The 12954-nt window shown below is 67.7% G+C and carries 9 protein-coding genes; 2 read left to right on the top strand and 7 right to left on the bottom strand.

All coding sequences use genetic code 11. The features are described from left to right. Positions 1 to 68: 68 nt before the first annotated feature. Together hisC and ACZ1JS_RS13650 are read left to right on the top strand one after the other, a co-directional pair. Entirely contained in the window at positions 69 to 1163 is a 1095-nt protein-coding gene (gene hisC / locus ACZ1JS_RS13655; RefSeq protein WP_465166537.1) for a histidinol-phosphate transaminase, read from the top strand. Further along, the gene (locus ACZ1JS_RS13650) at positions 1163 to 2071 is read left to right on the top strand and encodes a prephenate/arogenate dehydrogenase family protein (RefSeq protein WP_465166536.1); all 909 of its coding nucleotides are present in this window, start codon (positions 1163 to 1165) and stop codon (positions 2069 to 2071) included. Before hisC ends, ACZ1JS_RS13650 begins: the two co-directional genes overlap by 1 nt. A 142-nt stretch (positions 2072 to 2213) precedes the next feature. Here the strand turns inward: ACZ1JS_RS13650 and ACZ1JS_RS13645 are convergent, their stop codons facing one another. The 7 genes from ACZ1JS_RS13645 to ACZ1JS_RS13615 all read right to left on the bottom strand — a co-directional run bounded on the left by ACZ1JS_RS13645 (position 2214) and on the right by ACZ1JS_RS13615 (position 12893). Then, positions 2214 to 4142 carry a CocE/NonD family hydrolase gene (locus ACZ1JS_RS13645; protein ID WP_465166535.1) on the bottom strand — a complete coding sequence of 643 codons (1929 nt, stop codon included), beginning with the start codon at positions 4140 to 4142 and terminating at the stop codon, positions 2214 to 2216. A gap of 168 nt (positions 4143 to 4310) precedes the next feature. Further along, complete coding sequence (gene ftsH / locus ACZ1JS_RS13640) at positions 4311 to 6275, bottom strand: ATP-dependent zinc metalloprotease FtsH (RefSeq protein ID WP_345877190.1); 1965 nt, start codon at positions 6273 to 6275, stop codon at positions 4311 to 4313. 69 nt (positions 6276 to 6344) lie between these two features. After that, positions 6345 to 7460, bottom strand: a complete 1116-nt coding sequence (gene tilS, locus ACZ1JS_RS13635; RefSeq protein ID WP_465166534.1) for a tRNA lysidine(34) synthetase TilS — start codon at positions 7458 to 7460, stop codon at positions 6345 to 6347. Positions 7461 to 7837: 377 nt separating this feature from the next. Next, positions 7838 to 8794: a hypothetical protein gene (locus ACZ1JS_RS13630; RefSeq protein ID WP_465166533.1), complete on the bottom strand. Its 957-nt coding sequence runs from the start codon at positions 8792 to 8794 to the stop codon at positions 7838 to 7840. Positions 8795 to 8853: 59 nt separating this feature from the next. Beyond that, the gene (locus tag ACZ1JS_RS13625; RefSeq protein ID WP_465166532.1) at positions 8854 to 9669 is read right to left on the bottom strand and encodes a helix-turn-helix domain-containing protein; all 816 of its coding nucleotides are present in this window, start codon (positions 9667 to 9669) and stop codon (positions 8854 to 8856) included. 270 nt (positions 9670 to 9939) lie between these two features. After that, positions 9940 to 12213, bottom strand: coding sequence for a phosphoenolpyruvate--protein phosphotransferase (ptsP, locus tag ACZ1JS_RS13620; RefSeq protein ID WP_465166531.1), 2274 nt, complete (start codon positions 12211 to 12213; stop codon positions 9940 to 9942). A 119-nt stretch (positions 12214 to 12332) separates the two neighbouring features. Further along, on the bottom strand, positions 12333 to 12893 hold the full coding sequence (locus tag ACZ1JS_RS13615) for a helix-turn-helix domain-containing protein (protein ID WP_465166530.1): 561 nt from the start codon (positions 12891 to 12893) through the stop codon (positions 12333 to 12335). Positions 12894 to 12954: the final 61 nt, after the last annotated feature.

Raw genomic sequence — 12954 nt, 5'->3', positions numbered from 1 at the left:
GCGCAACGACCGCTGATCGCCGGGCTACGCCTTGCGTTCGGCGGCGGCATTTGCCACTGCGCGGACCCATGAACGCGCCCGCTCCCAAGCCCTGGATCCTCGACATCGCTCCCTATGTCCCCGGCCGGTCGAAGACCGATGACGGGCGGCAGGTGGCGAAGCTGTCGTCGAACGAGAATCCGCTCGGTACCTCGCCGCATGCCCGCGCCGCCTTCGCGACCGCCGATCGGAGCCTCGAACGCTATCCCGATGCCGGTGCCGCCGATTTGCGCGTCGCGATCGGGCAGGCGCATGGGCTGGACCCGGCACGGATCATCTATGGCACCGGATCGGACGAGGTGCTGCATCTGGCCGCCGGCGCTTATGCCGGGCTGGGCGATGAGGTGATCTTCGTTCGCTATGGCTTTGCGGTGTATGAGATCGCGGCGCGGCGGGTCGGGGCGACGCCGGTGATCGCGCCGGACAAGGACTATGCGACCGATGTCGACGCGATCCTGGCCTGCGTGACCGATCGGACGCGGGTCGTGTTCGTCGCCAATCCGAACAATCCGACCGGCACCTATGCGCCGCGTGTCGAAATCGCGCGGTTGCATGCCGGATTGCCGTCGGACGTGCTGCTGGTGCTCGATCAGGCCTATGCCGAATATCTCGATCCCGCAGAGGACGATCACGGCCTCGAACTTGCCAAGACCCAGCCCAACGTGCTGGTCACGCGGACCTTCTCGAAGATCCACGGGCTTGCCGCCGAACGGATCGGCTGGGGCTATGGATCGGCGGAGGCGATCGATGCGATGCACCGCATCCGCGCGCCGTTCAACGTCACCACCGCCGGACAGCAGGCGGCGATCGCCGCGATCCGCGACAAGGGCTTCGTCGAGGCGAGCCGCGAACATAACCGCCAGTGGCGGACCTGGTTCGAGGGCGAGATCGCGGCGATGGGCAATGCGGGCCTGCGCGCCGTGCCGTCCAAGGCGAATTTCGTGCTGGTGCTGTTCGAAGGGCCGGTCAGCGCGGGCGATGCCTATCAGGCGCTGATGGACAAGGGCTATATCGTCCGCTGGCTGCCGGGACAGGGGCTGGCCAACGGCCTGCGCATCTCGATCGGCACCGAGGCGGAGGTGCGCGGCATCGCCGCCGCGCTGCGCGAGATCGTGGGCGGCTGATGCTGCCCTTTTCCCGCGTCGCCATCATCGGGCTGGGGCTGATCGGATCGTCGATCGCGCGGGCGGTGCGTGCCGAGATGCCGACGGTGCGGCTGACCGGGCATGACGCCTCGGCCGAGGCGCGCGAGCAGGTCCGCGCGCTGGGGCTGGTCGACGATTGTACCGACCATGCCGGGGCGGCGGTGATCGATGCCGATCTGGTCATCCTGTGCGTGCCGGTGGGCGCGATCGGCGCGGTCGCAGCCGAGATCGCCGACGATCTGCCGGTCGGCGTGATCGTCAGCGATGTCGGGTCGAGCAAGGCGGGCGTCGCCGCCGCCTTTGCCGAGGCGTTGCCGGGCGTGACGGTGGTACCGGCGCATCCGGTGGCGGGGACCGAGCGCAGCGGGCCGGACGCGGGCTTCGCCACGCTGTTCAAGGGGCGGTGGTGCATCCTGACCCCGGCGGCCGATGCCGATCCGGCGGCGGTCGAGCGAGTGGCTGAGTTCTGGCGGCGGCTGGGTGCGGATATCGATACGATGGACGCGCAGCATCACGACCTGGTGCTGGCGGTGACCAGCCATTTGCCGCATCTGATCGCCTATACCATCGTCGGTACCGCGTCCGACCTGGAGGCGGTGACGCAGAGCGAGGTCATTAAATATTCGGCCGGGGGATTTCGCGACTTCACCCGCATCGCCGCGTCGGATCCGACGATGTGGCGTGACGTGTTCCTGGCCAACAAGGACGCGGTGCTGTCGATGTTGCAGCGCTTTTCCGAGGATCTCTTCGCGCTGCAACGTGCGATCCGCTGGGGCAATGGCGACGAATTGTTCGACCTGTTCACCCGGACGCGCGCGATCCGGCGGTCGATCGTCGAGCAGGGGCAAGACGATGCCCGTGAGGATTTCGGGCGGAACCACGGGTAGGGGGCACGCACACCTACTCACCACGAACGTCACCCCAGCGCAGGCTGGGGTCTCGCTGTTGGTTGGCGGATCGCCCCCCTTCAAGAGATTCCAGCCTGCGCTGGGGTGACGTCGGGGTCGGGGGCGTGCCCGATCCCCGCCCCTATTTCCCCTCCACCACCGGCAGCCACACCGCGCTAGGGCTGTCGCCGCCGCGTTCGATCGTCACCGTCGCCTTCTTGTACGCGTCCTTGGGCGCGGTGAAGATGTTCGGGACATAGGTTTGCGGGTTGCGGTCGTAGAGCGGGAACAGCGACGACTGGACCTGCACCATTATGCGGTGGCCCGGCTGGAACACATGGTTCACCGTCGGCAGGCGGAAGCGGTAGCGCTGCGTCTTGTTCGCCGGGATCGCCGAGGGCTTGGCGAAGTCGTTGCGGTAGCGGCCGCGGAAGATGTCGAGGCTGATGGGGAGCTGATAGCCGCCCATCGCCGGCTGGCCGGGCACGACGTCGGGATAGACGTCGATGACCTTCACCACGAAATCGCCGTCGGTGCCGGTCGTCTTCGCAAAGATGTCGGCGATCGGCGCGCCGGCGACCTTGACCGGCTGGGTCAGGACCGGGGTCTGGTAGGTCATGACGTCGGTGCGGCCATCGGCATGGCGCTGGTCGCTGACCAGCCATGCCTTCCACCGGCCGTCGTCGAAATTGACCGGGCGCGACAGGTGCGGGACCGGCTTGGCGGGGTCGGAGACATAGGCGTCGCCGCCGGCCTTGGCAGTTGTGAAGCCAAGATCACCGTCGGCGCCGAGATAGATGGGCTTCAGCGGCGCGGTGCATCCCTTCTCGCACGACAGCGGCCACTGGGGCAGTTCGTCCCAATGATTCTCCCCGGTATTGTAGATCAGTGCCTGTGGCGGGGTGAAGGCGGGGCGGCCGTCGCGCAGATATTGGTCGAAGAACGGGAACAGATAATTCTCGCGCCATTGCAGCGCGGTATCGCCGTTGAACTTCAGGTCGCCGAGCGTCGAGCCGTCGTAATTCGCGCCGCTGTGCCGCCAGGGCCCCATGACGAGGAAATTGTTGCCGCCCTTGCCCTTCGCCTTCAGCGCCTCCCATGCGGTGATCGCGCCGTACATGTCCTCCTGATCCCACAGCCCCTGTTCCCACATGGTCGGCACGTTCGAGGGATTGGCGGCGATCAGCTTGTCGAGCGCCTGCCCCTCCCAATAGCCGTCGTAGGCAGGGTGGGCGACGAAACGCTGCCAGAAGGGAAGCTGGGCATAGCCCGACGCCTTCGCCCAGTCATTGGCCGAGCCGACGTTGCGGAACTGGTCGTAATCGTCATAGGTGGTGGAGGGCGGCGCGGCGCCCGCGCCCTTGTAGCCCGTCTGGCTGCCGATCCAGCCGATATTGGCGAGGCGGAACGCGCCGTAATGGAACCAGTCGTCGCCCATCCAGCCGTCGATCATCGGGCTTTCGGGGGCGGCGACCTTCAAGGCCGGATGCGGGTTCAGCAGCGCCATGACGACGGTGAAGCCCTCATAGGACGATCCCAGCATGCCGACGCGGCCGTTGCTTTCGGGCAGGTTCGCCTTATTCACCAGCCAGTCGATCGTGTCATAGGCGTCGGTGACGTGGTCGACGTTCGTCGGGTTGAGTGGCCCGCGGACCGGGCGGGTGACGACATATTCGCCCTCCGACCCGTATTTGCCGCGAATGTCCTGGAACACGCGGATATAGCCGGCGCGGGTGAACACCTCGTCGCCCTGCGGCAGTGTGGCGACATAGCTGGTGCTGTCGGCACGGGCGACGCGGCCCGACGCGTTATAGGGGGTGCGGGTCAGCAGGATCGGGGCGTTGACCGCGCCCTTCGGGATCATGATGACCGTGTGCAGCTTCACCCCGTCGCGCATCGGGATCATCACTTCGCGCTTCACATAGTCATATTTGTCGGTCGGCGGGACGAAATTGGCCGGGATATCGCCCTTTGGCGGCCAGATATCGGGGCCGGGGGCGGCAGTCTGTGCCGCAAGCGAGGTGGCGCCGAGCGCGAGGGTGCAGGCGAGAAGCAGCGGGCGGATACGCATCGATACGGGCTCCGGGGGAGATGATGTTTCATCGTCCGGCGGTGCGAGCATGAAGTCAATACGGACTGTTTCGAAGGTTACGAAGTTGCCACGCAGCGAGCATCAAACAGCAGCGGCGCCGACCCTGTTACAGGGGCGACGCCGCGGCATAAGTTGACACTCGAAGGCTCAGGCGCCCTGCGGGGTCGGCGATCCGAAGGGGCCGCGCGGGCGGCGGGTCTTGGGGATCGACGTGCCGCCAGCCGCCAGCGGGGCGGTAGGCGTCCCTTCGTCGCGGCCGATATCCTCGCCTGCGATCAGGCGCTTGATCTCGTCGCCCGACAGCGTTTCATATTCGAGCAGCGCGCCGGCCAGCAGGTGGAGCTGATCGACATGATCGGTCAGCAGCTTGCGGGCGCGGTCCAGACCACCTTCGACGATGCGCTTGATCTCGCTGTCGATCAGTTCGGCGGTCTTGTTCGACATGCGTGCCGGCGCCGAGGACGAATAGCCGAGGAAGCTTTCGCCCTGCGGTTCGGCATATTCGACCGGGCCGACCGCATCGGACATGCCCCAGCGGGTGACCATGTCGCGGGCGAGACTAGTCGCCTGCTGAATGTCGCCCGAGGCACCCGACGACACCTTGTCGTAACCGAAGATGATTTCCTCGGCGATGCGACCGCCCATCGCGACCGAGAGGTTCGCGTACATCTTGTCGCGGTGATAGCTGTACGAGTCGCGTTCCGGCAGACGCATGACCATGCCCAGCGCACGGCCGCGCGGGATGATCGTCGCCTTGTGGATCGGGTCCGAGGCCGGCTCGTGGAGCGAGACGATGGCGTGGCCGGCTTCGTGATAGGCGGTCATGCGCTTTTCATCGTCGGTCATGACCATCGAGCGCCGTTCGGCACCCATCATGACCTTGTCCTTCGCTTCCTCGAATTCCGAGTTGGCGACCAGCCGCTTGCCCTTGCGCGCCGCCATCAGCGCGGCTTCGTTGACGAGGTTGGCGAGATCGGCACCCGAGAAGCCGGGCGTACCGCGCGCGATGACGCGCGGATCGACATCGGGTGCCAGCGGCACCTTCTTCATATGGACCTGCAGGATCTTGATCCGACCCTCGATATCGGGGCGCGGCACCACGACCTGACGATCGAAGCGGCCCGGACGCAGCAGTGCGGGATCGAGCACGTCGGGGCGGTTGGTCGCGGCGACGATGATGATGCCCTCGTTCGCCTCGAACCCGTCCATTTCGACCAGCAGCTGGTTCAGCGTCTGTTCGCGTTCGTCATTGCCGTTGCCCAGACCCGCGCCACGATGGCGGCCGACCGCGTCGATTTCGTCGATGAAGACGATGCAGGGGGCCGACTTCTTGGCCTGTTCGAACATATCGCGGACGCGGCTGGCGCCGACGCCGACGAACATCTCGACGAAATCCGAGCCGGAGATGGTGAAGAACGGCACGCCGGCTTCCCCCGCAATGGCGCGGGCGAGCAGCGTCTTGCCGGTACCGGGCGAACCGACCAGCAGTGCGCCCTTCGGGATCTTGCCGCCGAGGCGAGCGAACTTGGTCGGGTCCTTGAGGAAGTCGACGATCTCGGTCAGCTCGGCGCGCGCCTCGTCGATGCCGGCGACATCGTCGAAGGTGACCTTGCCTTCCTTCTGCGTCAGCATCCGCGCGCGCGACTTGCCGAAGCCCATCGCGCCGCCGCCGCCGCCGCCCTTCTGCATCTGGCGCAGGACGAAGAAGGCGATGCCGAGGAACAGCAGGAAGGGCAGCGACTGGTAGAGCATGACCAGCCAGATATTCGGCCCTTCATCGGGACGCGCGTTCATGACGACGTTCTTCGCGCGCAGCCGTTCGATCAGATTGGGATCGTTCAGCGCGTTGGTGCGGAACTTGTCGTCATTGGTATAGGTGCCGGTGATGGTGCTGGTCGCGATGTTGACGTCGCGGACCGACCCTTCGTCGACCTTGTTCAGGAAGGTCGAATAGGGGATCACCTGACCCTGATTCTGCGTCGACGGGCCGTTGAACAGCTGGACGAAGATCGCCAGCGACACGAGGATGCCGACCCAGATCAACAGGCTCTTCATCCACGGATTGCTGCCGCCGTTATTGTCGGGGCCGTTCTGCTTGTCGTTGTCGTTCATGCGGACGTGCTACCTCTCAGTAACCACAAGATAGGCTAGTGAAGGTTAATGACAATGGAACAACGTCGATCAGACTGATCGACGCGCCGGAGCGGGTGAAAACCGCCAGATTTGGCGTCTGGGCGTAACGAGGATGCCGGCCTGGGTTGCGGATTTTCCGGACTCGAGGGCGTCGAGCAGCGATTCGATGTTGGTCGCGTCGGACCAGCGGCCTTCGGTGACGTGATGAGTCGCGCGGGCCTCGCCGATCGCGCGGCGGGCGAGGCGGCGGCGGAGTTCGCGTGAACAGTCGGTGACGTCGATGCGGGTTGCCGCGTCGTCCGACGTGCGGTGGGTGCGCCAGCGTTGGTCGACGATATCGTCGAGCGCCGCATCGACCTCGCGGCAATGGGTGGCAGCGGCGGCGAGGGCGAGCGGGTCGAGCTGGCCGGTGGCGAGCAGGGCGCGGGCGTGGGTGCGGTCGTGGCGGGGGTCGGTGTTCGACGGGTCGTCGATGAAGGGGAGGCCGGCGGCGAGGGTGCGCAGCTCGGCGCGGCGCCAGTTCAGGAGCGGGCGGACGATGGGGAGGCGTCCCGCAGTGCCACCGGTGTGTCCCTGCGGAGGCGGAGAGCCAAGGTCTCCCGTCTCGGCAGTCGCGTCCTGCAGCTCTGGACCCCCGCCTGCGCGGGGGTACGGTTCCCGTTGGGGCATTGCCGCCGCCCAGCGATCGGCGCGGAACTCCCAGCGCGGGCGGATGCCGGCGAGACCGGCGGGGCCGGAGCCGCGGGCAGCGCGCATCAGGAAGGTTTCGGCCTGATCGTCGGCATGGTGCGCGGTGGCGAGGGCGATTGCGCTCGCGCCGAGCGCCCAGTCGGCGAGGAGCGCATAGCGGAGGTGGCGGGCCTGTGCCTGGACGCTGGCGCCGGCGGGTGGGTGCGGGGGGGTTAGGATAGTGTGGGGGATGTAGTTGCCGTGGCACCAGCCGGCGACCATCGCGGCTTCGTGCGCTGAGGCGGGGCGCAGGCGGTGGTCGACGGTGGCGGCGATGACCGCGTTCGGGAAGGCGGCGGCGGCGAGGGCGAGCATCGCCATCGAGTCCGGGCCGCCGGAGACGGCGAGCGCGAGCGGGGTGGCGGGGGTCGGCATGGGCGCGAGCGCGCGGAGGTCGGTGGTGAAGCGGGTGACGGCTTCGGGGGGGAGGGTCATCAGGGGACGTGGGGGCGTGTGGTTGGGCGGGGTCGCGCCGTGCTTACGATCCGTTTTCCGGTCCTTCCCCGTTCGCTTCGAGCCTGTCGAGAATCGTAGTCGAGAAGGGGGTGCCACAAATGACCCGTTCTCGACGGACGCTTCTCGACTTCGCTCGAAGCTGCTCGAACCGAACGGGTTGGGTGGGGGGAGGTCATCGCGGCAACGACGACGCACCCAATCTGGTCGGATCGCCTGCGCGCAAACATACGCCGTTCGTCCTGCGTAGCGGTCGAACCTGTCGAAACAGCGTATCGAAGGACTGCTGTTGGTGCTTCGATACGGGCCTTCGACAAGCTCAGTCCCCACTCAGCATGAACGGTGTGGGTCAGGTGCCCTCACGCGCACTTATTCGCCGTACGCCCCTTCGCCACATCGGCCTTCATCGTTGCCGAAATCTTGTCGCCATAGACATCGGTCAGCTCGCCATAGACGTCGCAGGCTTCCTTGCTCTTCTTCAGCTTCGTCAGCGCGTCGGCGAGGTAGAACAGGCTGTCCGGCGCACGTTCTCCGTCGGGCAGGTTCTTGTAATTATCGTAGAATTCGCGGCTGGCGAGGCTGGGTTTGCCGTCGTCGAGATAGGCGCGGCCGATCAGGTTCTGGGCGAAGCTGGCGCGGCGGTGCTTGGGATATTGCTGGACGACCGGGCGGAGCGCGGCGATCGCTTCGGGATAGAGCTTCGCGTTCCACAGGCGATAGCCATAGGTATAGCCGTCCTCGGCCGCGTCGCCGGTCGAGGGTTTTTCGATCGCGTTGACGCGTGCGGCGCGGGCCGGGTCGGCGGGCGTCGCGGCGGGAGCGCCGAGCGTGCCGTTACCATTGCCGGGGCCGCGCGTAGCCGGCGGCGGCGCGTCGGTGCTGGTGTCGCCCGAGGCGGCGACCGCGCCGGGCGTGGCGGGGGGCAGGGCGCCCGCCTCGATCGTCTTGAGACGCGCGTCGGTCGCGGCCTTGTAGGCGGCGAACGCCTCTTCGAGCTGGCGCTGCTTGTACTGGACCTGTTCGAGCTGGCCGGTCAGCGACTGTTGCTGCGATTCGAGCGCGTCGACGCGCGCGGTCAGCGTGGCGAGCGGACCGCTCGACGGCGTGCCGGGGATCTCGGTCGGCTGGGTCGGCGCGGTGATCTGCGGCTCGACCTGATTGGGGGCGCCGCCGGGAAAGACCTTCCGCTGCACGGCGCGCATCTCGCGCTCCAGCTTGTTGACGCGACCGTCGAGCGCGCCCTGATCCTGGGCGGCGGCGGGCAGGGCGAGGAGCAGGCCGAGCGCCATGAGCGGCAGGCCGATGGAAGTACGCATGGAAGGCCCCTTCGAGGCGGACAAAACAGGGATATGGCGCATGCCGCCTGTCACCACGCTTAACCCGCCGGGCTGGGGGTCGGGGTGGGCGTGGCGCGGTTGCGGATCGCGTCGGCGCTGATCCCGGCGGTAATCGCGCGTTCGGCGGTGCCGAGCGGCGGCACGTTCGATCCGTTGAGCGTGACGGTCAGCAAATCGGGGCGTCCGGTGCGGATCTGCGGATTCTTCGCGGTTTCCGGCACGTCGTAGCGCTCGTTCGCCGCCATCTCCTTGTTCACCAGCGTCCCCGAATCGTCGAAGATGCGGACCCAGACCGGACCGGTGGCGGTCAGCGTCACCTGTCCGCCGCTGGCAGGTGCTGCGACCGGCACGCTGGCGCCGCCCGGAGCTGCGGTCGGGGTGGCGGCGGGCAGCATGCCGAGATCGCCGGCGACGGTCGCGGCCGGGGCGGCCGGTTCGTCCTGCCGGAACAGCGAGGTACCGAAGAACACGCCGACGATCAGTAGCACCACGATCGCAATCGCGGCGGCGGCGGCGACCAGCCCGCCCGACGGACCGCGGCGCGCATCGATCGGCTCAAGGTCCTGTAAAGGCTCGGGCCGCTGGTAGTTGGCGGCAAGTTCGGCGCGCAGCGCGCGGGCGACCTCGGTCTCGTCCACGCCCACCGCGCGGGCATAGGCGCGACCGAAGCCCATCGCATAGGTGGTGGAGGGCAGCGCCTGGAACTTGCTGTCCTCGACCGCTTCGAGGTGGCGGAGCGGGATGCGGGTGCGCTGCGCGATATCGGACAGGGTCAGGCCCTGCGCCTCGCGTGCGGAGCGCAGCATCATGCCCGCCGTCCGTGGCGTGCCCGTGGTGCCGTCGCCGTCCATCATCACTGTCCTTCTTACCCGCTGCTGCCCGCCCCCGGTCGCGGAGGGGTTTCGGCCAGCGGGCAGCGCCTGTCAACGCCGGAGCGGGGAGGTGGCGGGGAATTGGGGTGGAGGAGGGGATCGGGACGCAAATCCTCCCCGGGACGGGGAGGGGGACCGTCGCCGAAGGCGATGGTGGAGGGGGTTGGCAGCGTAACGCAACGGTTTCCGTATGCGGACACCCCCCTCCACCACCGCTTTGCGGTGGTCCCCCTCCCCGCGAGCGGGGAGGAATTAGCTTAGTTCCACGCCGTTGGTTCTGGCCCATTCCTCCAGCGCGGGGCGGAGGGTTCTAGCGGGGCTTGCCAGCAACCGGTCGATTTCGGCCATCGCCGCCTGCCGGTCGAGCGAGCGGATCATCGCTTTCACCGGGCCGACCGCCGCCGGAGTGATCGACAGGCGGTCGATGCCGAGTGCGATCAGCGCCATCGCTTCCAACGGCCGTCCGCCCATTTCACCGCAGACCGCGACGGGCTTGCCCGCTTCGTGTGCGGCCTTCGTAACCCGGCGCAGGAAGCGCAGGATCGCAGGCGACAGCCAGTCGTAGCGCATGGCGAGGCGCGGGTCGGCGCGGTCGGCGGCGAACAGGAACTGCGTCAGGTCGTTGGTGCCGATCGACAGGAAGTCGAGTTGCGGCCACAGGAAATCGAGCACGTCGGCGAGCGCGGGCACCTCCAGCATCGCGCCATAGCGGATGTCGGTCGGCAGCGACTTGCCGCGCCCGCGCAGCCATTCGCGCTGCGCCTCGAAAATGCCGCGGGCTTCCTCGAATTCCCAGGGTTCGCTGACCATCGGGAACATGACGTTGAGCGTCCGGCCCGAGGCGGCCTCGATCAACGCGCGGGCCTGTGCCTTCATCAGCCCCTCGCGGCCCAGCGCGAGGCGTAGCGCGCGCCAGCCCATCGCCGGATTTTCCTCGTCATGCCCCTCGGCATGGTCGAGATAGGGCAACGCCTTGTCGCCGCCGATATCGACGGTGCGGAACACGACCGGACGGTCGCCCGCCACGTCGAGCACGTCGCGATACAGGCGCTGCTGACGTTCGCGCTGCGGCAGCGTCGCCGACACGAGGAACTGGAATTCGGTGCGGAACAGGCCAATGCCGTCTGCGCCGGTCAGGTCGAGCGCGGCCACGTCGTCGCGCAGGCCGGCATTGACCATCATCGTGACGCGGTGACCGTCGCGGGTCACCGGCGGCTCGCCCTTCATCGCGGCGAAGGCGGCGCGGCGCTTCTGGGTCAGCGCCAGCTTGGCCTCGAACGCTTCCTCCATCGCCGGGGTGGGGCGGAGGATGAGCAGATCCTCGACCGAGTTGAGCAGCAGCCGGTCGCCCTCGGCGATCTGGCGCTTGATATCGCGGACGCGGCCGAGCACCGGCACGCCCATCGCCCGCGCGACGATGACGACATGGGCGGTCAGCGACCCTTCCTCCAGCACGACCCCCTTCAGCCGGCGGCGGTCATATTCGAGCAGTTCGGCCGGCCCCAGATTGCGCGCGATCAGGATCGTGTCCTGCCGCAGCCCCATCTGCGCGGCGGTGCCGAGCTGTCCCGACACGATGCGCAGCAGCCGGTTGGAGAGGTCCTCCAGATCGTGCATCCGGTCGGCGAGCAACGGATCCTTGATCTCGCGCATCCGCATCCGGGTGCGTTGCTGGACGCGTTCGATCGCGGCCTCGGCGGTCAGGCCGCTGTCGATCGCCTCGTTGATCCGCCGCGCCCAGCCTTCGTCATAGGCGAACATCTTGTAGGTCGCGAGCACCTCGTCATGTTCGCCGCCGACGCCGAATTCGGCCTGGTTCGACATGCGTTCGATCTGGTCGCGCATCTTGTCGAACGCGGCATAGACGCGGTGGCGCTCCGCCTCGACATCCTCCGCGACCGTATGTTCGATGACGATGCGCGGCTGGTGGAAGACGGCGACGCCCGCCGCCATCCCCTCGACCAGCTTGAAGCCCGGCACGCGCACTGCGCCGGTCGCCTGCGGCCGGATCGACGTGCCGCCGGTCGCGTCGATCAGATCGGCATTGGCGATGAGTTCGGACAGCACCATCGCGACGGTCTGCAGCGCCTCGATCTCGACATCGGCATAGCGGCGCGGATCGGCATGCTGCACGGTCAGCACGCCAACCGCGCGTTCGCGGCGGATGATCGGCACCCCGGCGAAACTGTGATATTTGTCCTCGCCCGTTTCCGGGCGATAGGCGAAGTCGGGATGGCTGGCCGCTTCGGCGAGGTTCAGCGTCTCGACATTGGCGACGATCGTGCCGACCAGCCCTTCGCCGGGCGCGAATTTGGTGACATGGACCGCCTCCTGCGCCAGCCCGACCGTCGCGAAGAGTTCGAGCAGCCCCTCGCGCAGCAGATAGATCGAGCAGACTTCGCTATCCAGCGCCTCGGCGATGATGCGGACGACCGAATTGAGCTTCGACTGTGCCGGACTTCGCGACGCCATCACGTCGTGAAGGTTCGTCAGGATTTCGCGGGCGGAAGCGGTGGCCGAGGGCATGGACGAAAGGGCTAACACGGGAAGGCGGGGGCGTCACGACGCTTTAGGTCGAGGGTGGGGGAAATGGGGTTTGTGCCGGGTGTCGTCGTGCCCCTCGCCCGTCGGGGAGGGGTGCGGCGTTACAGGTTCCGCACCAGCCGTTCCGCCACCGCGATCCATGGCGCGAGCAGCCCGACCGGGCTGGCGCCGAGGCGGGTCGGCAGCAGCGACACCGCATCGGCGTCGAACGCCAGCAGCCGGCCGAACAGGAAACGACCGGCGGGGCCGGGGGCCAGCACGTCGCGGTGGAGCGCCGCCAGATAGTCGGCGGGTGCGAGGCGGCGGCACCAGACCATGTCGCCGGCACGGTAGTCGCCGGTCGCGCTCTGCACGATCACCGCGACCAGATCGGGTTCGGCGCGCGGCGGGGTGACGCTCATTGCCCGGCGCGGGGCGGTGGCGCCGGTCGCGTCGAGCAGCGCCGCCACCGGCAGGTCGGGGCGTTCGGGCAGGCGGACGAGATCGGCAGCATCGACCGCCAGCGCCTCGGCAATGCGGTTCAGCCAGCCGACCGACACGGTGCGCGTCCCGGTTTCGAGACGGCCGATTGTCTGTGCGGTCGTGGGCGGCACGCAGCGTATCGCCACCTCCTCCAGCGTCAGTCCGCGCGCGCGGCGCACCTCGCGGATGGCGGTAATCATGCATGGCCCTTTCGCAAACCCATCTGGTTCAAACGCTTTCCTACAAGCGTCGAGCTGTGAC

The sequence above is a fragment of the Sphingomonas sp. BL-S-05 genome, assembly GCF_055521695.1.
The sequence above is the reverse complement of the archived record's forward strand: the minus strand, read 5'-3'. Positions and strand labels throughout refer to the sequence as shown.

What these genes read in the sequence shown, in the direction of transcription:
- hisC (WP_465166537.1), top strand. Translation starts at nt 69, where the DNA reads ATGAACGCGCCCGCTCCCAAGCCCTGGATCCTCGACATCGCTCCCTAT.
- ACZ1JS_RS13650 (WP_465166536.1), top strand. Translation starts at nt 1,163, where the DNA reads ATGCTGCCCTTTTCCCGCGTCGCCATCATCGGGCTGGGGCTGATCGGA.
- ACZ1JS_RS13645 (WP_465166535.1), bottom strand. Translation starts at nt 4,142, where the DNA reads ATGCGTATCCGCCCGCTGCTTCTCGCCTGCACCCTCGCGCTCGGCGCC.
- ftsH (WP_345877190.1), bottom strand. Translation starts at nt 6,275, where the DNA reads ATGAACGACAACGACAAGCAGAACGGCCCCGACAATAACGGCGGCAGC.
- tilS (WP_465166534.1), bottom strand. Translation starts at nt 7,460, where the DNA reads ATGACCCTCCCCCCCGAAGCCGTCACCCGCTTCACCACCGACCTCCGC.
- ACZ1JS_RS13630 (WP_465166533.1), bottom strand. Translation starts at nt 8,794, where the DNA reads ATGCGTACTTCCATCGGCCTGCCGCTCATGGCGCTCGGCCTGCTCCTC.
- ACZ1JS_RS13625 (WP_465166532.1), bottom strand. Translation starts at nt 9,669, where the DNA reads ATGATGGACGGCGACGGCACCACGGGCACGCCACGGACGGCGGGCATG.
- ptsP (WP_465166531.1), bottom strand. Translation starts at nt 12,213, where the DNA reads ATGCCCTCGGCCACCGCTTCCGCCCGCGAAATCCTGACGAACCTTCAC.
- ACZ1JS_RS13615 (WP_465166530.1), bottom strand. Translation starts at nt 12,893, where the DNA reads ATGATTACCGCCATCCGCGAGGTGCGCCGCGCGCGCGGACTGACGCTG.